The 21792-nt window shown below is 68.4% G+C and carries 19 protein-coding genes; 7 read left to right on the top strand and 12 right to left on the bottom strand.

What is annotated here, in order from left to right; genetic code table 11:
• Nucleotides 1-48: 48 nt before the first annotated feature.
• Nucleotides 49-2133: a bifunctional glycosyltransferase 87/phosphatase PAP2 family protein gene (locus tag JK364_RS36365; protein ID WP_201855631.1), complete on the bottom strand. Its 2085-nt coding sequence runs from the start codon at nucleotides 2131-2133 to the stop codon at nucleotides 49-51.
• A gap of 274 nt (nucleotides 2134-2407) precedes the next feature.
• Complete coding sequence (locus JK364_RS36360; RefSeq protein WP_201855715.1) at nucleotides 2408-3220, bottom strand: AraC family transcriptional regulator; 813 nt, start codon at nucleotides 3218-3220, stop codon at nucleotides 2408-2410.
• 712 nt (nucleotides 3221-3932) lie between these two features.
• Between JK364_RS36360 and JK364_RS36355 the strand changes: the two genes are divergently transcribed.
• Both JK364_RS36355 and JK364_RS36350 read left to right on the top strand, forming a co-directional pair.
• Nucleotides 3933-4343 (top strand): DUF2000 domain-containing protein, encoded by a 411-nt coding sequence (locus JK364_RS36355; RefSeq protein WP_201855630.1) that lies wholly within the window; start codon nucleotides 3933-3935, stop codon nucleotides 4341-4343.
• 58 nt (nucleotides 4344-4401) lie between these two features.
• The gene (locus tag JK364_RS36350) at nucleotides 4402-4728 is read left to right on the top strand and encodes an antibiotic biosynthesis monooxygenase family protein (protein ID WP_201855629.1); all 327 of its coding nucleotides are present in this window, start codon (nucleotides 4402-4404) and stop codon (nucleotides 4726-4728) included.
• Nucleotides 4729-4886: 158 nt separating this feature from the next.
• On the opposite strand, the gene JK364_RS36345 is transcribed toward JK364_RS36350, so the two are convergent.
• From JK364_RS36345 to JK364_RS36335, 3 genes are all read right to left on the bottom strand, one after another.
• The gene (locus JK364_RS36345) at nucleotides 4887-5246 is read right to left on the bottom strand and encodes a hypothetical protein (RefSeq protein WP_201855628.1); all 360 of its coding nucleotides are present in this window, start codon (nucleotides 5244-5246) and stop codon (nucleotides 4887-4889) included.
• Nucleotides 5247-5854: 608 nt separating this feature from the next.
• Nucleotides 5855-6214 (bottom strand): hypothetical protein, encoded by a 360-nt coding sequence (locus JK364_RS36340; RefSeq protein ID WP_201855627.1) that lies wholly within the window; start codon nucleotides 6212-6214, stop codon nucleotides 5855-5857.
• A gap of 514 nt (nucleotides 6215-6728) precedes the next feature.
• On the bottom strand, nucleotides 6729-7292 hold the full coding sequence (locus JK364_RS36335) for a flavoprotein (RefSeq protein ID WP_201855626.1): 564 nt from the start codon (nucleotides 7290-7292) through the stop codon (nucleotides 6729-6731).
• A 133-nt stretch (nucleotides 7293-7425) separates the two neighbouring features.
• On the opposite strand from JK364_RS36335, the gene JK364_RS36330 reads away from it, so the two are divergent.
• The 4 genes from JK364_RS36330 to JK364_RS36315 all read left to right on the top strand — a co-directional run bounded on the left by JK364_RS36330 (nucleotide 7426) and on the right by JK364_RS36315 (nucleotide 10095).
• Nucleotides 7426-8610 carry a helix-turn-helix domain-containing protein gene (locus tag JK364_RS36330; protein ID WP_201855625.1) on the top strand — a complete coding sequence of 395 codons (1185 nt, stop codon included), beginning with the start codon at nucleotides 7426-7428 and terminating at the stop codon, nucleotides 8608-8610.
• Nucleotides 8611-9103: 493 nt separating this feature from the next.
• Nucleotides 9104-9379, top strand: a complete 276-nt coding sequence (locus JK364_RS36325) for a hypothetical protein (RefSeq protein WP_230993020.1) — start codon at nucleotides 9104-9106, stop codon at nucleotides 9377-9379.
• Nucleotides 9372-9632, top strand: a complete 261-nt coding sequence (locus JK364_RS36320; protein WP_201855624.1) for a hypothetical protein — start codon at nucleotides 9372-9374, stop codon at nucleotides 9630-9632. Before JK364_RS36325 ends, JK364_RS36320 begins: the two co-directional genes overlap by 8 nt.
• Before the next feature lie 172 nt (nucleotides 9633-9804).
• Nucleotides 9805-10095, top strand: a complete 291-nt coding sequence (locus tag JK364_RS36315) for a hypothetical protein (RefSeq protein WP_201855623.1) — start codon at nucleotides 9805-9807, stop codon at nucleotides 10093-10095.
• Nucleotides 10096-10543: 448 nt separating this feature from the next.
• Here the strand turns inward: JK364_RS36315 and fxsT are convergent, their stop codons facing one another.
• Nucleotides 10544-12802: an FxSxx-COOH system tetratricopeptide repeat protein gene (fxsT, locus tag JK364_RS36310; protein WP_201855622.1), complete on the bottom strand. Its 2259-nt coding sequence runs from the start codon at nucleotides 12800-12802 to the stop codon at nucleotides 10544-10546.
• Nucleotides 12803-12825: 23 nt separating this feature from the next.
• Nucleotides 12826-13257, bottom strand: a complete 432-nt coding sequence (locus JK364_RS36305) for a hypothetical protein (RefSeq protein ID WP_201855621.1) — start codon at nucleotides 13255-13257, stop codon at nucleotides 12826-12828.
• A 758-nt stretch (nucleotides 13258-14015) separates the two neighbouring features.
• On the opposite strand from JK364_RS36305, the gene JK364_RS36300 reads away from it, so the two are divergent.
• Nucleotides 14016-15212, top strand: coding sequence for a helix-turn-helix domain-containing protein (locus JK364_RS36300; protein WP_201855620.1), 1197 nt, complete (start codon nucleotides 14016-14018; stop codon nucleotides 15210-15212).
• A 29-nt stretch (nucleotides 15213-15241) separates the two neighbouring features.
• Here JK364_RS36300 and JK364_RS36295 read toward each other — a convergent pair whose 3' ends face one another.
• From JK364_RS36295 to JK364_RS36275, 5 genes are all read right to left on the bottom strand, one after another.
• Entirely contained in the window at nucleotides 15242-17545 is a 2304-nt protein-coding gene (locus tag JK364_RS36295; RefSeq protein ID WP_201855713.1) for a tetratricopeptide repeat protein, read from the bottom strand.
• A 200-nt stretch (nucleotides 17546-17745) separates the two neighbouring features.
• A complete protein-coding gene (locus JK364_RS36290) occupies nucleotides 17746-18300 on the bottom strand; it encodes a GNAT family N-acetyltransferase (RefSeq protein WP_201855619.1) in 555 nt (184 codons plus the stop codon).
• A complete protein-coding gene (locus JK364_RS36285; RefSeq protein WP_201855712.1) occupies nucleotides 18297-18848 on the bottom strand; it encodes a YciI family protein in 552 nt (183 codons plus the stop codon). The genes JK364_RS36290 and JK364_RS36285 overlap by 4 nt, the downstream gene beginning before the upstream one ends.
• Nucleotides 18849-18916: 68 nt before the next feature.
• Complete coding sequence (locus tag JK364_RS36280) at nucleotides 18917-20257, bottom strand: sialidase family protein (protein WP_201855618.1); 1341 nt, start codon at nucleotides 20255-20257, stop codon at nucleotides 18917-18919.
• 151 nt (nucleotides 20258-20408) lie between these two features.
• Entirely contained in the window at nucleotides 20409-21740 is a 1332-nt protein-coding gene (locus tag JK364_RS36275) for a phosphatase PAP2 family protein (RefSeq protein WP_201855711.1), read from the bottom strand.
• Nucleotides 21741-21792 lie beyond the last annotated feature (52 nt).

Genomic DNA, 21792 nt, shown 5'->3' with positions numbered 1-21792 from the left:
CCCCCCGTTTAACGCGCTTTCACGCCTTTCCGCCCCCTTCTCACCACGCTAGACCCGCTGGTCATCCCGCTCAACGCGAGCCCCGGCCCCCTTTTCGGGGGACTCGGCGGCCCCGATCCGGGTCTGCTCCGCGGGCTCGGCGCCGTCGTGCCGTCCACTGCGCTGCCGTACCAGCCCCGGGACCAGCCCCCTGACGCGGGTGACCGCGGCGCCCATCGTCGCCGACAGAGGTGGCGCCTCCTCGTGCGGGCGCCCGCCCACGCCGAGGAACACGTACTGCAGCGCGAACCCGGCCGTGACGATGACCGCGCCGCCGATCGCGTCCAGCACATAGTGGTTCGCGGTGCCCACGATGACCGCCGTGGTCAGCAGCGGGTACAGGATGCCGAGCACCTTCGCCCAGACGTACGGCGCCACGATCGCGATGACCACCCCGCACCACAGCGACCACCCCACGTGCAGCGACGGCATGGCCGCGTACTGGTTGGACAGCTTGGTGAGCGCGCCGAAGTCCGGGTTGCTCAGGTCCTGCGGGCCGTGCGCGGTGTCCACGTAGCCGAGCCCCATCAGCCGTGGCGGGGCCAGCGGGTAGAGCCAGAAGCCGACCAGGGCGAGCATCGTGGCGAAGGCCAGCGGAGTGCGGGCCCAGCGGTAGGTCGCCGGGCGGCGCAGATAGAGCCAGGCCAGCAGGGACAGCGGAATCATGAAGTGGAAGGTGCTGTAGTACCAGTTCATGAAGTCTCTGAGCCATCCGGTGTCGGCCACGATGGCGTTGAACCAGTGCTCGATGTCGATGTGCAGCCAGCCCTCGAGGGTGAGCACCTGGTCTCCGTGGCCCTCGGCCACGCTGCGCTCGTCCGGGGCGTGGCCCCGGATCCAGGAGTAGGCGAAGTAGCCGACGCGGATCAGCACCAGCTCGAGCATCAGGTTCGGGCGGGACAGCGGCCGCTTGAGGACGCGCAGCAGCGGCACCCAGGCGAAGCGGCTCCTGGCCGGTTCGGCGACCGGCGTCGGCTCGGGGTCGTCCCAGCGCGGCGAGGTGCGGGAGAGGAACGGCACCAGACAGGCGGCGGCGAGCGCGGCGAGCAGCGGCGCATTATAGCCGATATGGCCGAGGATCTCGATGTCGGGCAGCAGCGCGGTGCGGTTGAGCGACATCGTCAGTACGACCAGAACCGGCCACACCAGCCGGTCGGAGCCACGCCGCCCCACCCGGCCGACCATGGCCAGCAGGATCCACAGCTGCTGGTGCTGCCAGGAGGTGGGCGAGACCGCGAGTGCCACGCTGCCGGTGATGGCGGCGGCGAGCAGCAGCTGCCCGTCCCTCGCGTAGCGCACCGCGCGCCGCAGGCCGATCACCGCGACCGCGACCCCGAGCACGGCCAGCAGCGCGAGCTCCATCGGGCCCTCGATGCCGATGCGCAGCAGCAGCCCGTGCAGCGACTGGTTGGCCAGGCTGTCGGCGGGGGCGCCGAGCCCGAAGCCGCCGATGTGATGCCCCCAGTACGTCCACGAGTCGTGCGGCATGGCCGCCCAGGCGAGCGCGGTGCAGACGGCGAACGTGGCGCCCGCGAGCGCGGCGGCCCGGCGCCGTCCGATCAGCCACAGCACGACGGCGAACAGCAGCAGCGCGGGCTGCAGCGCCGCGGCCACTCCGATGAGCACACCGGCCTGCCGCCCGGAGGTTCTGGGCAGCACGGTGAGGACGACCAGGAGCACCGGGATGATGCTGGTCTGGCCGAGGGTGAAGGTGTTGCGCACCGGAAGCGACAGCACCAGCAGGCTGATGGCCAGCGGTGCGGCGATCAGCGAGGTGCGGCGGGAGACCGGGCCGGGCAGCGACCGGGCCACGACCAGCCCGAGGACGACGACCAGCAGCAGGGTGCCGAAGGTCCAGGCGACCCCGAGGCTCTGCTCGGCGGCCTGGGTCAGGGGTTTGAGGACGAGCCCGGAGAACGGGGTGCCGGTGAAGGAGTCCCCGTCGTACAGCGACCCGCTGACATGCAGCACCCCGTGTGCGCCGATCCAGGTCTCCAGGTCGGTCAGCCGCTCATCGGGCGGCAGCCGCAGCACCGCCGCCGCCTGACGGACCGCCAGCACGCCCGCCAGCAGCCACAGGGCGACGAGCCCCATTCTGGTCCGTGGCGTCCGCGCCCCTACGGTGCCGGAGGCCGGCCCCGTGTCCGGACTTCTCCCCAGTCCGCTCCGCTCCACGTTCGCCACGCCGTGCCGCTCCCCCACTCGCCCTCTTCATCTGTCCCGGATGTTTGAGACCTTACTGAGCCCCCTACACAGACGCCGAACACCCCCTCTTCACCTGACTGTCGTCCGGGGTTGTCCGAAAGATGTCAGACTTTGGCAGGGTCCTTGCGCTCCGCGAGGGTCCGTATGGTCCGGGCCAATTTCATCAGGGCCGCGGGGTGCGCGGCGAATCGGGACTCGCGGCGCGCTGAAATGTTCCCGGCGTCACTCCGAAGCACCGTACGAACCAGCGGTGGAAGTGGCTCTGATCGGCGAACCCCGCCTGGGCCGCGGCCTCCGCCGCACTGCTGCCCGCCACGAGCAGCCCGCGCGCCCGGCGCAGCCGGAGCTGCCGCTGGAAGTCGCTCGGCGCCATCCCGTACGCGGCACGGAACGCCCGGTAGAGCGCGAAGCGGCTGCACCTGGCGGCCTCCGCGAGCCGCGCCGCCGGGATCTCCTCCGCGTACGCCTCCTCCAGCAGCGCCCTGGCCTGTCGCGCGGCCCGCACCTGCTCGCCGCTCCCGTCCGGAAGCTCCCGGGCCCACAACGGCCCGGTGGCCCCGCGCCGCACCATCGCCCCGACGGCCGCGGTCAGCCGCTCGTCCCGCACCAGCGGACCGGCGCCGCCGACCAGGGCGGTGTGCAGCCGCAGCAGGGCGCGGGGCAGCAGGGGATCGGACACCACGGGCCGGTCGAACAGCGGCAGCGCCGCCCGGCCGTCCGCGCTGTCGGCCACATCGGCGAGGACATCCCGTACCACATCGGGACCTATATGGACGATGCGGTACTTGTAGCCGAGCTCGGCGGCCGCCTCCCCGTCATGCGGATCGTCGGGATTGAAGACCATCACCATCCCCGCCCCGCTGGTGCGCAGCGCACCCCGGCACCGGAAGCGCTGGGCACCGACCTCGGTCACGGCGAAGGAGTAGGTGTCATGACTGTGGGGGTGGAAGCGATGGCTGAAAAAGTGCGCGTGCATGGCCTCGACGGGCCGGTCGGGATCGCGCCAGTACCGGGCCCAGTCCTCCCGGCCCCGCGCTCCTTCTCCGGCCTCGTTCACCCCCTCATTCTGCCGCCTCGCACACCCATTCAGGGCTCCGGGCCCCGCACCCGGGTTCGCGACAAGGTCACGCTGCGCAACGGGCACTCCGCCACCGACGGCGAGGCCGTCTTCGTCGCCGCGGGCCGGACGCTGACCCTGAACGGCGGCATCCTCAAGGAGAATGAGGCGACCGGCCTGGGCGGCGCCATCCACAACCACGGCGGTCAGGTCTTCCTCAACGGCAGCAAAATCACCGCCAACCGGGCCGACCTCGGCGGTGGCCTGTTCAACGAGGCCGGAACCGCCACCCTCACCGGCTCCTCCGTCTCCCGCAATACCGTGGCCCCGCCTGGCGACGGCGGCGGAATCTACGAACTGCCGGGATCGACCGTGAACCTGGTGAAGTCCCGCGTCGCCGACAACACACCCGACAACTGCCGTCCCCCCGGGGGCGGTCCCCGGCTGCGTCGGCTGACGCGACCGGCCCCGCCGGCCCCGCTCCGACCTGCCCCGCTCCAACCAGGCGGCGCCTCCGGCCGGAGCGGGGCAGGGCACGATCCGACCGCGCCCCGTCGCACCCGTCCGTCGCACCCGTCCGTCGCACCAGCGTTCAAGACCGCGGCCCGGCCCGCGAGCCAAAGTCATGGGCATGCGCTTCGACACCAAGATCGCCGTCATCGTCCGCACCGACCTCGCCGACTGGCAGAAGCTGAACGTGACCGCCTTCCTCTCCAGCGGCCTGGCGCATTCGACGGACGAGATCGTCGGCAAGCCGTACGAGGACGCCTCGGGCAATGTCTACCTTCCGATGTTCCGCGAACCGGTCCTCGTCTACGCCGCCGACACCCCCGCCCTCACCCGCACCCACGCCCGCGCCCTCTCCCGCGACCTGCCGATGTCCGTCTACACCGAGGAGCTCTTCGGCACCGACAACGAGGACGACAACCGCGCCACGGTCCGCGCCGTCGACGCCGACGCCCTGAACCTGGTGGGCCTCGCGGTCTACGGGCCGCGCGGCCAGGTGGACAAGGTCACGAAGGGCCTGCGGCTGCACGGCTGAGGGACGGCCGGGGCGAGGCGCCGCCGACGCTCGGCAGGGGCTACGGCAAGATGGGGCCATGAGCGTAGTCAAGATCAATGTGCTGACCGTGCCGGAGGAACAGCGCGAGGTGCTGGAGAAGCGCTTCGCCTCACGGGCCGGGTCGGTCGAGAACTCCGACGGCTTCGAGTGGTTCGAGCTGCTGCGCCCGGTCGAGGGGACCGACCAGTACCTCGTCTATACGCGCTGGCGCAGCGAGGAGGACTTCCAGGCATGGATGGAGGGCCCCATGAAGGCGGCCCACCAACGCGGCGGCGAGGACGCCCCGCAGCAGAAGCCCGCCGCGTCCGGCTCCACGCTGTGGTCCTTCGAGGTCGTCCAGCAGGCCGCGCCCAAGCAGGGCTGACCCGAGCCCCCTGGAACCAGCGCCAGCCCCCTGACCCGGGCGGGGGCTGAGCGGACTCGACGAAGTCCACTGCTGATCTCGTGACGCTCCTGCTGGCCACGAAGCCTTCAGGGATGGGATCTGCGATGGACTTCGTGTCATCTTCTTAGCGACGGTTCCTATGGCTGCTGTTCCAGGGCGCCGTCTGGATCGTCCAGGGCGGCTCGTGCCAATTCGCGGAAGTGGCTCAAGCTCGGCCAATGGGCAGGTGTGAATGATGGTGGATCGCCTCGCCTGGCTTGCTCCAGCCCCCACCTCACCAAGGTGCTACGCAGGATGAGCCCGTAACCCCGTGTTACTGATTTGGCTTCCGCAGCAACGCTGTCAGGTCCCGCCAGCGCCACGGCGCTGTCGGCCTTCGCGAGCGCCGACATGAGCCGACGCGCCTCGGCGGCTCGCTCCGGCAGGTCTGCCGGCACCGAGTCCTCCATCCGGGCAAACGCGGACATCACTGGCGCAAGTTCCTCTGTTGCGTTCACGAACTGAGCGTAGGCATCGGCGCGAGTTTGCCGCCGCCAGTGCTCGTGCTGTGAGCGGCGCTGGGAGTTCCCCGTGTTCTTGGCCGCGCGTACGGCCCCAAAGGCGCCAAGTCCGGCCCCAACTACAGCTGCAGCGGCGGCGATTAATGCTGTACCCCCTAAATCCATTGGCACATTATTCCAAGCACTAGCGGGATCAGCAGTGGCCTTCGCCGGATTCGCTTAGTGGTTTTGTGCTGTGCCCGTCAGGCGACTTTGAGTTCGCCTGCCCTGACTCTGACGCCGTCATTCGGCCCCGCCCGGACGGCTGGAGCTGGCCCCGATTCGTGAAGATCCGTGACGGCTTCAAGTGGCTCCTCCTGGTGACTGCCGCCTGGTCAAGACCAGGCCCGAATGGGGCCGTTTCAAGCCGTCACTTCACATTTTGGGGCCGGCTGGGACGTCTTGGTGGGGCCGCTGAACAACGTCGAAGCCGCCAGGCTCGCACCGCGAGGCGGCGCCCTGCATTTCGAGGGCTTCGGCGCCGCCTCCGGCCCATATCGCAGGGTTCTGACGCAGCTCCTGCTGACTTCGCAGTGCTCTCGCACGCGCCGCGCGTCAAGCAGGTGTCAGCAGTAGGCGCGCAGCGCCCAGACGAGACTCCAGTTGATCTCGGTGGGACCGGAGTCGGCGGGCGCGACATGGTTCACGGAGCCGTAGTAGTCGAACATCTTGACTATGCCGCCTCCGGGAAGGCGGTTGTCCCAGTATCCGACGCCGCTCCAAGGCTCTAATGCGGACTCGCCGCAGTGCAGGACGAGCTGGTCGCCGCTGCCGTTGGTGGCGCAGAACGCGTCGGGCACGGTGCACGGAGCCGCGGCCGCGCGGCTGGTTGAGAAGTTGTCGGTGGCGGCGGCGCCGGTGGTCGTGCCTGTCAGGGCCGCGGCCGAGAGGGCGAGGGCGGTGAGGGCGGTGCGTGTCTTGCGCATGTGTGCCTGCTTTCGTGTGGGTCCGGTTGCTGTGGTGGCAGCGTGCCGGAACGGGTGTGGGAGAACCTGAGGCGAATCTTGATTGTGCCGGTGGTCGGCGGTGCGTACCACGATCGGGCACGCTGGGCCTTGTGGCAGCGCTGCGCCTACGTACGCCTAACGCTTGAGGCTTGCGGCCCACCGCGGCGCAGTCCCGTCTGCGGCGGGCCCTTGCGGTCCTGACGGACATCGGCGACCCACGCGCGGCCGCCGTCAGCACCAGGCTCGATCACCTCACCTGGCTTCGACGTTGTTCAGCGGCCCCACCAAGACGTCCCAGCCGGCCCCAAAATGTGAAGTGACGGCTTGAAACGGCCCCATTCGGGCCTGGCCTTGACCAGGCGGCAGTCACCAGGAGGAGCCACTTGAAGCCGTCACGGATCTTCACGAATCGGGGCCAGCTCTAGCCGTCCGGGCGGGGCCGAATGACGACGCCAGAGCCACCTGCCCGTTGGCTGCACCGTCCGGGGGCGGCTCATGCACCGCGGGGATCGCGCCCCGTGACGGCTGAGGCTGCGGCTTCGAGTGCCAGGTGCCACGGATAGTTCTCCGGTCGGCCTTGGCCCGGCTTGTTGGGCACGAATCCGCCTTCCCCGTAGAGCACGCGCACCCCCATCGCGCGGAGCGTGGCAACGCTGGTGTCGAACTGGGTGTGCTGGACGTAGGCGGCGTTGACGCACGGCATGGCCACGGTGGGGATGCCCTTACCGATGGCCTCGGCCACGAATCCGACGATGAACTTCTCGGTGATCCCCAGGGCCCACTGGTTGATCGTGTTGAAGGTGGCGGGTGCCAGCACGGCGACATCCGCGGGAGGCCAGGCGTCCGGCTCCCAGGGCAGCTTGTACTGGCTGCGCACAGGGTGCCCGGTCAGCTCCTCCAACGACGGCAGCTCATCGTCAAGCCAGCGCGCGGCCGTGGGGGTCAACCCGAGGCAGACGTTCCAGCCGTCGGCCTGTGCCCGTGCGATCACACCGGCGATGTTCAGCACAGGCGGGGCGGCGCTTCCGAACAGGTAGAGGACACGGTTCGCGGTCATGCGGGCAGTCCACCGTGCGGCGCCCTCCCTCCGCAAACCCTGCACGCTCGGGGTTGAGATCGCCGTTCAACGTCTTCTGCCGTGGCCGGGCGGGTAGCGTTTCCGCTGAGTGAGCCACGAAAGGGAGGCATGCATGCCACTCCCCGACGACGAGCACACGGGCGCTCGGATCGCACATCACCGGAAACGGGCTGGGCTGACTCAGCGAGGCTTGGTTCAGAAAGTCCCCTACTCCTACAGCCTGCTCACGCAAGTTGAATCCGGGCACAAGCCAGCCAGCCCCGACCTGGTGGCCGCAGTCGCGAAAGCACTGTCCATCGACGTCACGGCGCTGACCGGCCAGCCCTACGTAACCGAGCTACAGCAGGACCGGTTGGCCGCGTTGGTCCGCCCGATCCGTGAAGCCCTCGACCTCTACGACCTGGGGGCCGATCCGGCGATCACACCGCGCCCCACTCCTCAGCTCATCACCGCTGCCCACACTCTGTGTCAGCAGGTCCGGGCCACGAAGCTCCATGACGCCGCTCTTGATCTCCCAGGAACGATGGCGGAGATCACTACAGCCGCTTATCGGACGCCGTCGTCCGAGTTGTGGGCTGCCCTGTCCAGTACCTACCGCACCGCGCACGACCTGGCCGTGAAGCTGGGCTACTACGACCTGTCCACGGTGGCGCTGGACCGTATGGACTGGGCCGCGTCGCGGGCATCCGATCCGCTGCTCTCCGCAGTGCGCCAGTACATGCGTGCCCTCGTCTACTTCCGAGAGGGCGAGTACACCATCGGTCAGCGGCTCGTAGCCTCCGGACAGGGACTGTTGCAGCAATCCCCGCAGGCACGAGAGCGGCATGCCGTCGCCGGGCAGCTCCACCTAGGGGCAAGCATCATCGCTGCCCGCGCTCATGACGAAGACGCGGTCAAGAACCACCTCGAAGAGGCCCGGTCCTACGCGGACCGGACAGGCGAAGCAACGGACGTGCACTGGCTGTCCTTCGGCCCCACGAATGTCACCGTGCACGCGGTGTCGGCTCGTGTCGAGATGCGACACTACGGCGAAGCTCTGCAAGAGGCCGCGAAGGTGCGGATACCGCAGGACTGGGCTGTCTCCCGCGCCGCGCACTTCTACGTGGACCAGGCACGCGCCCAGATGGAAACGGGCCGCTCTGAAGCGGCCTTGAAATCGATCGTGACCGCGCGGAAGCTGGCGCCGCAGCAGACCAGGTACCACGCGGGCGCTCGCGAGACCATCCGGGGCCTGATCCACTTGTCCCGTCGCACCCCGGACAGCCTGGATCACCTGGCTGCTTGGGTGGGCCTCTGACACTTTCACCGCAGTAGCCCCCGGCTTTCACTCAACTGTGAAAGTTGGGGGCTTCGCATGTCACCAGCATGAATACTCAGCCGGTTTTTCATCCGCCACAGGACCCCGGCGACGCGGGCGTGCGCCCCCGGGGCGTGGCCAACCTGAGGAAGCAGGTCGACATGCGGAACTGTATCGGCAGGGTCTTCGAACCATTGGCGAGAGTGCTACGGCCCGGCCGGGGACGTCATCGCACGGTTGGGGCACGTCGGCCGGTGGACTGTGCTGACGCCCCGACGTCGCAACTGCCTGCTGTGCACCAGATGTCGCGTAAGCCTGTGCTGCGCGGCGAGGACGTGCAGCTTGTCCGGCCCTATCTGGTGGCACATGAACGTCGGAAGGACGTGCCTCGGGTGGAGCTGTTGTGCGCGCCGCACGGGATGGTGGTGGTCAGGTGAGTGCGCAACCGCGATTGCTTCCGTGGCCCGGCCCTGCCGGGAAGCCGTGCTACTTGATGTCGGATGCGGACGGCACGGGGTATCTGTCGCGGCTGGCCGACGAGATGGAAGCGGTCCAGCTCCAGATGGGCGCTGAACTCATCGGGCACGCCCGCTTACTGCTCCGCGACCGGAAGGCGGACCCGCGAGAACTCCGCTACCTCTCGAACCGCCTGATCGAAGCGCTGCAAGACGCGCTCCGGATCGCGGAGAGTCGCGGCGGGCGCCTTCCCGGGCCGGGCGAGTGCAAGAACAACGGATCGAGTCAGACGAGCAAGGGGCCGAATGAGTAGGGCGTCAGAAGGCTGGCAGGTCGGTCCCGCACCGGGGCGCGGTCTGCGTCCCGGCAAAGACGGTCTGCTCAAGCTGCCGCTTCGAGTCCTCCGGCCCGGTCGCGCATCCCTGGCATCGCTGGTGCTGACGGTGGTGGAAGCGAAGCAGCTGCACGCCGCCTTGTGCTACGCGCTCGGCGGCGAGCCCGCGCCTGAGGACGCGCCGGAGTGCCGAAAGCCGGTGCGCTATCCGGGTGGCCGGCAGAAGTACTGAGGCCGCCACTGCGGAATCACGCGCAACAACCGAAGAAGCGATACCGGACCACCCCTTTGGCCTGGACGGCTACTGGGGTGGTCCGGCTGGGGATCGATTACGAAACTCGGCCCGCTCGACGCGGCCCGGTCATTGATTGTCAGGCGGCTTGCAGAGAAGGGAACTTGGCCAAATGGGCGGCCCTGAGGACGACAGGTTCGACAGAGAGGCGGCAGACCTGGAGGCGGTGATATGGGTATTCGGAGTGGACTACATGAGGGACTGGCGGGACGCAAGGGAAGCCGCGACCGAGCTGGGCGAAGCGCTGAGGCTCGTAGGCGTGGAGATGGCAGGGGTGCGGCTGCGTGCCGCTTCAGGCGCAGACGGCTCCGGGGTCGTCCGGCTGGAGCTGTCAGCGGCGTCGGCGCGTGAGGTGGCGATGCTGGCGCGGATGACGGCGCCCCGGCTGGGCAGGGCGAGCTGACCGGGGTGGCCGGTGGCGGGCGTGCGGTGCTGGATCGGCGCGCTATGGGCACGCCGCCGGCCGTAGCGGCTTTGGGGCGGGAGCTGCCATGGGGCGAGAGAACAGGGGGCTTTACGCTGGCCCGGCGAATCGGGCGGGTCTGTGATCCTGCCCGCGTTTGCGACCGATCGGCCCCCTGTTCTTAGAGGCTCGCCCCGTGGTGGCTGCCCAAAAGCCGCGTAGGCCGTCGGCCCCAGCCACAACGCCCCTACCCCGACGGGCGGTCGGCTCCTCGGTGAGCGATCGCGGGTGCGCTGGGAGTGCGGGCGGCGGGCGCCCGACGGGACCGGCGGCCACGCCGCAGCCCGGCGGGGCGGCCAGACCGCCCGGCGCGCCGCAAGGCGCGCCCTTGAGTAAGTGAAGACAGGTTTCGACACCTACGCCCAGTCGGCCGCTGAGCGAGCCAGCCTCAGTCCGACTTGGACCGTGCCTCACGCAGGTTGTCCCGCACGATACGAGTTGTGGGGTGGTCCTCGCCCAGGACGCGGATGCTGTCGGTGAGCGTCTGCTCGTACAGCGGAATGGCGCGCCCCAAATCCCCCACCGACTCGTAGGCGCCCGCGAGGTTGTTGCCGGAGGTCAGGGTGTCGGGGTGGTCCTCGCCCAGGACGCGGATGCGATCGGTCAGGTTCTGCTCGTACAGCGAGATGGCGCGCCCCCAATCCCCCACCGACCCGTAGGCGCCCGCGAGGTTGTTGCCGGAGGTCAGGGTAGAGGGGTGGTCCTCGCCCAGGACGCGGATGCTGTCGGTGAGCGTCTGCTCGTACAGCGAGATGGCGCGCCCCAAATCCCCCACCGACCCGTAGGCGCCCGCGAGGTTGTTGCGGGAGATCAGGGTGGAGGGGTGGTCCTCGCCCAGGACGCGGATGCGATCGGTCAGGTTCTGCTCGTACAGCGAGATGGCGCGCCCCCAATCCCCCACCGACGTGTAGGCGTAGGCGAGGTTGTTGCGGGAGATCAGGGTGTCAGGGTGGTCCTCGCCCAGGACGCGGATGCGATCGGTCAGGTTCTGCTCGTACAGCGAGATGGCGCGCCCCAAATCCCCCACCGACCCGTAGGCGCCCGCCAGGTTGTTGCGGGAGATCAGGGTGTCGGGGTGGTCCTCGCCCAGGACGCGGATGCTGTCGGTGAGCGTCTGCTCGTGCAGCGGGATGGCGCGGCCCAAGCTTCCCGCCGACTCGTAGGCGCTCGCGAGGTGGTTGCGGGAGGTCAGGGTGTCAGGGTGGTCCTCGCCGTTGAGCCTTGCTGATGTGGTGACAGACCGCTGCGCGTATTGGGTGGCTTGAGAGAGCTGGCCCTGACCGTGCAGGAACTGCGAGGCGCTGTAGAGAATCCCGTCTGTTTCGGCAGTGTCCGTGTCCGGGTGAGTGTGGGTGAGATAGGCGTCGATGTGAGGGAGAAGGGCGCGCCAGCGCGGCCATCCGGCGGTGTTGGTCTCCGGGTCGTCGGGCAGCGCATCATGGATCAACGTTGCGGCGGTGGATTGTGCTTGGCTGATGGCTGAGTCGCTGCGGTGGGGGTCCTTAGGGTCTGGGGTTCGGGCCAGTGCTTGGAGGAGGCGGTGCATGGCGCTGGTGCTCTCGGTGAGGGTGATCATGCTGAAGTCGTTGAGGAGAGCGAGGGCGTCGGTGTCCGCGTCGGGCTCGTCGGCGATGCCGTTGAGGAGGTCGCGGGGTACGTCGTGGGGTGCGAGCCATGCCATGACGTGCAGGAGGTGGACGGCGAGTGGGTCGCGTTCGGCGATCGTGTCGAGGGTGACGTGCCAGGTCCGGGCGATGGTGGTGCTGTGGGGGTCGCCGTTGCCGGGAGTGTTGAGCATGCGGGCGGTCTGGGTGCGGAAGCGGTGCAGGTAGGCGGAGTAGGTGTTGCGTGTGCGGCGGATGTAGGCACCGGCTTGTTCCAGAGCCAGGGGGAGGTATCCGAGTTCGTCGGCTAGTTCCTGAGCTGCTGCGGCTTCGCTACTGGGGCCGGGCCCGGCAAGTTGGTGCAGCAGGCGGGTGGCGGCTGGTGGGGTGAGGACGTCCAGGTGCAGGGGTGTGGCGGCCAGGTCGTGCCAGCCGTAGGTGAGACGGCTGGTGATCAGGTGGTCGCCGCTGGTGAGTCTGGCGAGGTACGGGGCGAGGTGGTCGGGGTGGGTGGCATTGTCGAAGACGAGGAGCCATCCGGGATGGCTATCGAGCCAGGCCAGGGCCCACTCGGCCAGGACTGCGCTGGGTACGCCGCTGGTATTGGTACCGGGGTTAGCCCGGATGGTGAGCTGGGCCAGGGAACCGGCGATGGTCTCGGGGGTCTCGGCGTCGATCCACCAAACCGCTGTGTAGCCGGTGCGGTGGGTATGGGCGAAGTTCAGCGCCAGAGTGGACTTTCCGATGCCGCCGAGCCCGGACATAGCCTGAGTGACGACATGCGTGGCTGCCCGCTCATTCGGGGGCCCTAACGCCTGTTCCAGAGTGGCCATCTCCGCCGAGCGACCGACGAATCGGTGACCGACGGGCCGCGGGAGGTTGTGCATCCCGTGAGGCGCGGGGACGTCGGCGGGCGGTGGGAGCACCAGAGGCGCCTGGATGGTTGTGTCTCCGGTGAAGATGGCGCCGTTGTTTGTGCCCACGGCGGGTGACCGGGCTCCCGCCGTAGCGAGCCCCGGAGTCTCCGGTGAGGCGCTGTGCATGAAACTTTCACCCCCGGCCGGGTTCAGGTGGTGGAGTCGCCGGTGTTGATGGTGCCGTAGTTGTTGTGGACGGCTGGTGACCTGTCCCCGGACGTGGTGATGGTGACTGTGGCGGGCTCGGCGGGTAGTGCCCATCCGGCGATGTCAGCGGCGATGTCTGGATGGGCTGTCATCAGGCGGCGGATCTGCACGCGGAGTACGGCGGCCAGATCTGCGTCACCGGGCGTGCCGGCCAGCTCGGTGACCGTGTCGGCGAGGGCTTCTTGCTCGGCGGAGGTTTCACTGCCGGGGGTGTCGCGGCCGGTGAGACGTCGCAGGATGCGTTGCCCGAAGGAGATGGTGGCATCGGCCGCGTCACCCTCGACTCGGGCCAGGACCGCGGCCCCGTAAGCGGTGATGGCCGTAGCGGCATACGGCGTGAGGTCCTGCGCGAGCTGGACCACGTCCACAGACATAGCGGCATCCCCCTGAAGTCTGACCAGCCGCTGAAGTTCCCCTACACAGCGGCATAACGGGCAACCCAGCGTAGCTAATCACCCTGTTTCCCGGCACACTTTGGGCCGCTCTGGGGGAATGCTTTCCGGCCTGGCTCCTGGAAAGCCGAGTCCATCGTCAGTTGCTTCGCGCCCCCAAACAAAGCTGAGCCAGCCCCTCGCCGGCCCCCTGCCCTTGGCACGGGGGCCGGCGATTTCGTACCGCGCCCGTCAGAACGACTGGCGGCCGGCCACTCGCGCCGGTACACATCGGACGCACTGGCATGGCGGCCACACCGAGGTCTCCAGCGGCCTCAGGGGCTCGGTGGACTTGACCACGTGTGTCGGCCCGTAGGTCTTCCCGCTGTCCCGTGACACACGCATGGTCATCATCGCGCGGCCCGTCACCGGGCCGCCCCACCGTGAAACGGGCCCTCGTGGTGCCGCTGGAGTTCGATGAGACAGGTGGTCGCCCACTTTTGATCCCCGTTACGCCTTGCTTCGGCTTGTTGCCGTAACAGCGCCCCGCACACATCGCAGTCGCCGTCGGGCGGCATGTTCGCGGGTGGGGTGGCTGGGCTAGTGTCCGACACGTTGTCGCTCCTGTTAGCGATGGCCATGCCCCCGGGCCGGTCGCACGGTCGCGGGGGTCCTCACGTACGTAAAAGACAACCGTGAATGTGCGGTCGCGGGTGGTGACCACGTGGTGACTGCGAGGTGACAGCCGTACCCTGGTCACCATGGACAGCGGGGAGTTCAGCCAGAGAGTCCGCGACCTGCTTCGCGACCGGGACATGAGCGTCCGGGCGGTTGCCCGCCACCTGAACTACGACCACGCCTATCTGTCCCGCGTGCTCTCCGGGAAGCAGCGGCCATCGACGCAACTCGTCACGGGATTGGACCAGTTGCTCAGGGCAAACGGGAAACTCGCCGAAATCGCGGCACGAGTGACGCCCCCAACGGTTTCGCCGGAAATTGCTGAATCACCGGCCATCACTGATCGGATACTCAGACTCAACGAGGCACGCGAAGCCGACTTCGTACAAGCCATCCGGGAGACTTCCCATCTGCTGGTCGTCCTGGACAACGAACTCAGCGGGGTATCCATCGCGGAGCCCGCAGGCCGCGCGTTCAAGGTCGTGCATCGGCGGCTCGGAGCCGGAGACTACGATCCCCGGTATGAGCGCGATATTCAGTCGGCGGCCGCGGAACTCGCCGAAATAACCGGCTGGGCTCTTTTTGACGCGGAAAGAGACGGCGCCGCCCGGCGCTTCAACCAAGAGGCGCTGTTCCTCGCGAATCTCTCGGGGGACCGCTCCATCGCACTGCTGACGCTGCAGAACATGGCGATGCACAGTGAATGGCGCGGACGGAACCAGGAGGCGCTGTCCATCGCCCGGTCGGTACTCAACCGTAGACGGCTGTCCCCCCGCGTCGAGGCGATGTTCCGCATGCGTGAAGCGAAGGGACTGGTCGGCACGGGACGTACGTCGGATGCCGTCGAGTCGCTTCAACGCGCCCGGTCCCTCATCGAGGACGGTAACGACGTCGGCGAACCGGACTGGTCATGGTGGTTGACCGACAGGGAAATTGACGGCCACTGGGGTCACGCACTTCAGATCGCCGGTGACATACAGAAAGCCATCGAGCGGCTACTGCAATCCGCAAAACCAGGGTGTGGCGTCGCGACCGGCTACGCAAGTATGTCATCCGCACGGCTCGCCCAATGCCTACTGGACGTCAATGCCTGGCGCGACGCGGAAGACGTCGTCAGCGCCCTGGTCACCGCCGCACCCGGAATTTCCTCGGGTCGGACCCTCCGCCTCATCGGTCATGTCGCCAAGCAGCGCGAAAGGCTGAACGGTGCACCGACAAGCCTTACGGACACTCTTGAGCACCTGGCAGAAAAGCTCGACGAGGACCCATTCACCCTGTGATACGTGGTCCGGATGCGGTCGGTGAGAGTTTACTCGTACAGCGGGATGGCGCGGTCCAGATCCCCCGCCGCCGCATAGGCGCCTGCGAGGTTGTTGCGGGAGGTCAGGGTGGCGGGGTGTTCTTCGCCCAGAACCCTGGCCCGGTCAGCGAGGGTTCGCTCGTACAGCTGAATAGCGCGGTCCAGATCTCCCGCCGACCAGTAGGCGCCCCCGAGATTGTTGCGGGAAGTCAAGGTATCGGGGTGGTCCTCGCCCAGAACCCTGCCCCGATCGGTGAGGGTTCGCTCGCACAGCGGAATGGCACGGTCCAGATCCCCCGCCACTGCGTAGGTGTAGGCAAGGTTGCTACGGGAGGTCAAGGTATCGGGGTGGTCCTCGCCCAGAACCCTCGCCCGGTCAGCGAGGGTTCGCTCGCACAAGGGGATTGCGCGGCCCAGGTCCCCCGCCGCCGCGTAGGTGTAGGCAAGGTTGCTACGGGAGGTCAAGGTATCGGGGTGGTCCTCGCCCAAGACCCGAACGCTGTCGGTGAGGGTTCGCTCGTACAGCGGGATAGCGCCGTCCAAATCCCCCGCCGACCAGTAGGCGCCCGCTAAGTTGTTGCGCGAAGCCAAAGTATCGGGGTGGTACTCGCCCAAAACCCTGCCCCGATCGGTGAGGGTTCGCTCGTACAGCGGGATAGCGCCGTCCAGATCCCCCGCCGACTCGTAGGCGCCCGCTAAGTTGTTGCGCGAAGCCAAAGTATCGGGGTGGTCCTGGCCCAGAACCCGGACGCTGTCGGTGGGGGTTCGCTCGTACAGCGGGATAGCGCGGTCCAAATCCGCCGCCGACTCATAGGTGCCCGCCAGGTTGTTGCGGGAAGACAAGGTGGACGGGTGATCCTCACCGTAGAGTCGCGCTGATGTAGTGGCAGACCTGTGTGCATATTGGGTGGCTTGAAGGAGTTGGCCCTGCCCGTGCAGGAACTGAGAAGCGCTGTACAGAATGAAGTCTGTTTCGGCGGTGTCCGTGCTCGGGGGAGTGCGGGCAAGGTATGCGTCGATATGAGGGAGAAGGGCGCGCCATCGCGGCCATCCGGCAATATTGGTCTCCGGATCGCTGGGCAGCGCATCCCTGATCAGACTTGCAGCGGTGGACTGTGCTTGGCTGATGGCTGACTCGCTGCGATGCGGGTCTCGGGGGTCTGGGGTTCGGGCGAGTGCTTGGACGAGGCGGTGTACGGCGGCGGTGCTCTCGGTGAGCGTGATCATGCTGAAGTCGTTGAGGAGAGCGAGGGCGTCGATGTCCGCGTCTGGCTCGTCGGCCGCACCGCTGAGGAGATCGCGGGGTATGTCGCGGGGAGCGAACCACGCCATGATCCGCAGCAGGTGAACGGTGAGTGGGTCGCGGTCGGCGATGATGTCGAGGGTGACGCGCCAGGTCCGGGCGATGGTGATGCTGTGTGGGGCGCCGTCGCCCGGGGTGTTGAGCATCCGCGCGGCTTGAGAGCGGAAGCGGCGCAGGTAGCCGGAGTAGGTGTTACGGGTGCGGCGGATGTAGGCACCTGCCTGTTCCAGTGCCAGGGGGAGGTGTCCAAGTTCGTCGGCCAGTTCCTCCGCCTGTTCATCGGCCGCCGAGGGCTCGTTGCCGCGCTCGGATCCGGCGAGTTGACGCAGCAGGCTGATGGCTGCCGGTGTGGAGAGGACATCCAGGTGCAGCGGTGTGGCGGATAGCTCGTGCCAGCCGTAGGTGAGACGACTGGTGATGAGGTGGTCGCCGCCAGTGAGTCTGGCCACGTAGGGGCCGAGGTGATCAGGGTGGGTGGCGTTGTCGAAGACCAGAAGCCATCCGGGATGGGTCTCCAGCCAAGCCAGGGCCCATTCCGCGAGGGCTGTGCTGGGTGCGCCGCTGGTATTGGTCTCGGGGTTGGTCCGTGCGGTGAGCCGCGCCAGGGACTCGGTGATGGTCTCGGGGGTCTCGGCGTCAATCCACCAGACCGCGGCGTATTCGGGCAGGTGGACATGGGCGAAGTGCAGGGCGAGAGCGGACTTCCCGATCCCACCGAGCCCGGACATGGCTTGAGTGACCACGTGCGTGACTGCCCGTTCGTTCCGTGGTCGTAATGCCTGCTCCAGCGCAGCCATTTCCGCCTGACGGCCGACGAATCGGTGACCGGCGGGCCGCGGGAGGTTGTGCAGCCCGCGAGGTGCGAGAACGCTGGCGGGCGATGGCAGTACCAGGGAAGCCTGAACGGTGGTGTCGCCGGTGAAGACGGCGCCGTGGTTGGTGCCGATCGCGGGTGACCGGGCGCCCGAGGTCATCGGGCTCGGGCTCTTAGGTGATGCGCTGTACGTCATGACCTCACCCCTGCTGGGGATCAGTCCTGTCCAAGCTGAACCACATCAACGGACATGCCGCATCCCCCGAGTGTCACCAACCGCTGGCATCTCCGTAGACAGCGGCATAACGGCCAACCCAGCCTAACCAACCGCGGCGGCTCCTCGCGCATCCTGGACCGAAATGGTGATTGCCTTTCCGGCCCGGCATTTCGGACCGCTCAACCGGACGGCGTGGCCGGGGAGGACCACACGCCGAACCACTGCTCGGCGCCATAGGCCTCGTACCGTTCCACCTCGGTGAATCCCAGCTTTGCCGCAAGGCTCATCGAGCGCTCGTTGGCGGTCTGGGTGCGCAGCACCACCGACTTGCCGGGAAGCGCGTCGGCGAACCAGTCGAGTGCCGCCGCGCACGCCTCGGCGCCGTACCCGTGTCCCCACGCCTCCGGCAGGAACAGGTAGCCGAGCTCGGCCTCCCCGAGATCCGGACGGATGTGCCCCGGACTCTCCGCGTCGTGCCGTTTGAGCTCGATGGTGCCGATCATCGCTCCATCGAACTCGATCACGAAAAGGCCAGGGCGCCGCCCGGGAACCTCAGGCACCGCGCGGTCGAGCTCATCACGCGGTCGAGGGCCACCGAGGTAGGTATGCACCTCCGGTGAGGCGAGCAGTTCGATGAACGCCGCACGGTCCCGGGCCTCGGACGCGCGGAGCACGAGCCGTTCGGTCCGTATCGGGGCAGGTGGCCAGGCGACGGGTCCAAGCGCGCGGGTCATGACGGCCGCCCGCCGAACTGCCAGTGGTGGACCTCGATGTCCGCGTACCGGTCCGGGGTCAGGACGGCGCGGGCCGTCTCCGGGTCGGGTGCTCGGACCAGTGCCGCCGTACCCAGCCATGTGCTTTCGTCGTCGGACAGGAGTGGCCCGTAGGCGATCAGCTCGTCCCGGTCGGGCGGCACGCAGGCGTCGGCGGGCTCGCCCGAGGCCAGGCCGAGGACCAGGAATCGGGTGCCCCCGGTCCGGCCCCCGGGGAATTCCCACATCGTGCGCCCCAGGACGTTGCGCCACCGCCGCAGCAGTACGTCCCGGTACACACCGGCCTGGTAGCCCGGCTCGTCGAAGGCGAACGAGCGGGCGGCGGCCGGGTCGGGCAGGTCGACGATGTGGACACTGCCGGTCGGCGCCCCGTCGGCGTCGGCGAGGGTCGGCCCTCGGGCGATCATCTCCGACGCGTACCGGTCCATGTAGGACCAGTGCTGTTCGACCAGCTCTTGGCGCAGCGGCAGCGAGCCGGGCCGGTCGCGGTGGTAGCAGAAGAACTCCATGCCGGCAGTCTTTCGGCCCATGGGCAGCCGGTACAGCGGATATCGGTGGGCACCGGTCAGCGGCCGGGTCACATGCCATCCGTGGCGTGGTACGGGCGGCACACTCCCCCGTCGTAGTCGGTCGCGATCTCCAGCAGCTGGTGCCCGTCGGCCGAGGGCAGGAGGCTGGAGCTGTAGTTGGGGCAGAAGTCGACCTTGTCGGACTTCACGGTGACGGGGGCCGGGATCTCCTTCCAGGCACCCTCTCCGCCCTTGCTGTTGGTCCAGACCGTGCGCCCGCTGCCCTCGGCCTTGCTGCCGTCCGCGTTGTACATCACCTGTCCGACCAGCAGCAGCTTGCCCTGCGGATTTCCGTCCTCCGGCGCCCAGGCCAGGGTGGGCGCGTGCCTGAAGTACTTGCCGTCGGCCGTCTCGGGCCGGGTGCCGAGGTTGGCGGGGTCGCCCCAGTCCCATCCGTCGGCGGAGGTGCGGTAGTGCACGACGCACGAGAACTTGGGGTCGTCGGAGCAGATCTCGTACGTCATGACGTACTTGCCGTCCGGCACCTTCCGTACGACCGCCATCCCGGGGCGGTCGGAGGCCGGGGCGCTGGCGACGGTGTCATGCGGGCCGTCCCAGGAGACGCCGTCCCGCGAGCGTACGGCGACGAGCTTCTGGCTGTGGTTCGGATCGGTCTCGTCGGAGTAGTGGCAGACCAGGTTGCCGTCGGCGTCGATGGAGAACTCCGGCTCCCACAGCCCGTTGGCGTCCGTCGCGGTGGCGGCCGTGGACAGATAGCTCCAGCTGCGTCCCACGTCGGTGCTCTTGAACACGCGTATCGACATGTGGCGGTCGGCTTTGGGTACGTCCTGGCCGAAGGAGGCGGCCCACAGCAGGGTGCCGGCCGGCATGTCACCGACCTGTTGCGGCAGTTCGTAGAGGACCGAGCAGCACAGCCCCTTGCCGTCGGCGGACGCGGGGTCGGCGATGGTGCCCACCTGGTTGAAGTTGGCTCCGCCATCGGTGCTCTCCTGAATGGCGCCGATGCCGTTGCCGCCGTTGGGGACGACGGTCGAGGCGAGCACGCGGCCGTTGTCCTTCCCGCTGTGCTCCAGACGGATCGCCCGGGGGTAGAGGCCCGCGCCGTCGCGCAGCGGCTTGGGGTCCGTCTTCCGCAGGGCCGCCGCGCTGCCCTCGCCGTTCTTCGCCTCGGCGTCGGAGGAGCCGGAGCCCTGGGAGCCGGAGCCCTTGGAACCGGAGCCCTTGGAACCGGAGTCCCGGGAGGCGGAGTCCTGGGAGGCGGTGGAGGACGCGGCTCCGGAGGCACCGTCCGACGTGTCCTGGCAGGCGGCCAGCCCGAAAGCGGCGATGGCGGCCACCATGGCGACGGCGGCGTTGCGAGCGTGCTGGCGGGCGATACGGCGCGGCATGGAGTCTCCCCCTGTGGTGCGGGCGGTCCCCGTCGTCCGGGACCTGTGCCGACCAGCCTGTCCGCCGCCGCTGATGGTCCCCTGCCGATCGGCTAACGCGTCGCTAACCGACTCTTGGCCCGCCTCATCGTCGCCTTACGGTCGACACGGCTCACACCGGTTCGGGCTGCGGTTCCGGCTGCAGCGCCGGTGCGGCCTTCGGCTCCCACAGCCTGGTCGTCCGTACATAGCCGTGGATCACCGAGCCCATCGCCAGCAGGAGAAGGGGTCCGAACACCCACGGATGTCTGGCCATCTCCACCGGCAGATAGCGGTAGGCCACCAGGAGTGCGGCGAAGACCGCCGCGCCGTGGGCGACCAGTTGGGTCGCCGACCGGTCCCAGCCTCGTGCGAGGGAGCGCAGCGCCGCCTCGATCGTGAGCGCGAACACCACGCCCGCGAGGAGATCCACGCCGTAGTGGTAGCCGAATCCCAGCGTCGCGCCGAGCGTGGCGACCAGCCAGAACGTTCCCGCGAACCGCAGGATCCGGGGGCCCTGGCGGGAGTGAACGAAGATCGCTGTGGCCCACGCCGTATGCAGACTTGGCATGCAGTTGCGTGGCGTGATCTCGTCGAACCGGATCGAGTGCGGAGCGCTGATGGGCGGCGGCGTGTGCGGCCACAGGTTGGCGATCGCCCAGTGCTCGCCGCCGGTACCGAAGGCGCCACCGCCGTAGGCGAAGATCGGTCCGACCACCGGGAAGATCATGTAGATGGCCGGTCCGAGAAGGCCGATGGCCAGAAAGGTGCGCACCAGATGGTGGCTCGGGAAGCGGCGCTCGACCCCCACGTTACGCAGTTGATAGATCGAGACGATGGCCGCGGCCATCGGAAGCTGAATGTAGACGTAGTCGAGAACATGGGCGCCGACCGGCCCCATGGCCTCGACGATCCGACCTGCCAGCCACGACGGGTTGCCCAGTGCGTGATCGGCGGTCGCCAGGTACGGATCGAGCACCGCCGGGCGGGTCTTCGCCGTGATGAGCAGCCAGGCATCACCGGTCTTGCGGCCGGCCACCAGCAGCAGGCCCAGCCCGACGCCCTTCAGCAGCAGGGCGCGTTCCCGGCCGGTGCGGCGCGTGACCGCGATGACCACACAGCCCAGCATCACCCACAACGCGCCGTTGCCGAAGGGGTGCCCTTCGGTCACCTTCGCGTCGGCCACCCACCGCACCAGGAAGATGACGATGTCGACGCCGATCGCGGCACCGGCCGCGATGAGCCGCTCCCGCCAGGTGAGCACCACCATCATCAAGCCCATACCGGCGTACAGCAGAAAGCCCGATTTAGGGGCAAATGCAATCTCTTGCACCTGATTGGTCATCGGCCCCGGCAGGCCGTAACGTCGGGCGACGAGCTCCAGCGCGACGAAGAACCCGAGGCACACCACACCGGCCACAGCCCACAGCACCGCCCGTGGTCGGCGCCACGCGGCGAACGTCATTCTGCTGTTTATGCGCGAAAACACCCGTGATGCTGTAGATATCAATTGTTTG

The sequence above is a fragment of the Streptomyces endocoffeicus genome (assembly GCF_016741935.1).
Classification (GTDB): Bacteria; Actinomycetota; Actinomycetes; order Streptomycetales; family Streptomycetaceae; genus Streptomyces; species Streptomyces endocoffeicus.
The sequence above is the reverse complement of the archived record's forward strand: the minus strand, read 5'-3'. Positions and strand labels throughout refer to the sequence as shown.

Excerpts from the sequence above, each read along its gene's own strand:
- JK364_RS36300 (WP_201855620.1), top strand. The coding sequence starts at position 14,016 with ATGGACAGCGGGGAGTTCAGCCAGAGAGTCCGCGACCTGCTTCGCGAC.
- JK364_RS36360 (WP_201855715.1), bottom strand. The coding sequence starts at position 3,220 with ATGCACGCGCACTTTTTCAGCCATCGCTTCCACCCCCACAGTCATGAC.
- JK364_RS36365 (WP_201855631.1), bottom strand. The coding sequence starts at position 2,133 with ATGGGGCTCGTCGCCCTGTGGCTGCTGGCGGGCGTGCTGGCGGTCCGT.
- JK364_RS36340 (WP_201855627.1), bottom strand. The coding sequence starts at position 6,214 with ATGCGCAAGACACGCACCGCCCTCACCGCCCTCGCCCTCTCGGCCGCG.
- JK364_RS36315 (WP_201855623.1), top strand. The coding sequence starts at position 9,805 with ATGGGCGGCCCTGAGGACGACAGGTTCGACAGAGAGGCGGCAGACCTG.
- JK364_RS36320 (WP_201855624.1), top strand. The coding sequence starts at position 9,372 with ATGAGTAGGGCGTCAGAAGGCTGGCAGGTCGGTCCCGCACCGGGGCGC.
- JK364_RS36355 (WP_201855630.1), top strand. The coding sequence starts at position 3,933 with ATGCGCTTCGACACCAAGATCGCCGTCATCGTCCGCACCGACCTCGCC.
- JK364_RS36275 (WP_201855711.1), bottom strand. The coding sequence starts at position 21,740 with ATGACGTTCGCCGCGTGGCGCCGACCACGGGCGGTGCTGTGGGCTGTG.
- JK364_RS36335 (WP_201855626.1), bottom strand. The coding sequence starts at position 7,292 with ATGACCGCGAACCGTGTCCTCTACCTGTTCGGAAGCGCCGCCCCGCCT.
- JK364_RS36285 (WP_201855712.1), bottom strand. The coding sequence starts at position 18,848 with ATGGAGTTCTTCTGCTACCACCGCGACCGGCCCGGCTCGCTGCCGCTG.
- JK364_RS36280 (WP_201855618.1), bottom strand. The coding sequence starts at position 20,257 with ATGCCGCGCCGTATCGCCCGCCAGCACGCTCGCAACGCCGCCGTCGCC.
- JK364_RS36350 (WP_201855629.1), top strand. The coding sequence starts at position 4,402 with ATGAGCGTAGTCAAGATCAATGTGCTGACCGTGCCGGAGGAACAGCGC.
- JK364_RS36305 (WP_201855621.1), bottom strand. The coding sequence starts at position 13,257 with ATGTCTGTGGACGTGGTCCAGCTCGCGCAGGACCTCACGCCGTATGCC.
- JK364_RS36295 (WP_201855713.1), bottom strand. The coding sequence starts at position 17,545 with ATGACGTACAGCGCATCACCTAAGAGCCCGAGCCCGATGACCTCGGGC.
- JK364_RS36290 (WP_201855619.1), bottom strand. The coding sequence starts at position 18,300 with ATGACCCGCGCGCTTGGACCCGTCGCCTGGCCACCTGCCCCGATACGG.
- JK364_RS36330 (WP_201855625.1), top strand. The coding sequence starts at position 7,426 with ATGCCACTCCCCGACGACGAGCACACGGGCGCTCGGATCGCACATCAC.
- fxsT (WP_201855622.1), bottom strand. The coding sequence starts at position 12,802 with ATGCACAGCGCCTCACCGGAGACTCCGGGGCTCGCTACGGCGGGAGCC.
- JK364_RS36325 (WP_230993020.1), top strand. The coding sequence starts at position 9,104 with ATGTCGGATGCGGACGGCACGGGGTATCTGTCGCGGCTGGCCGACGAG.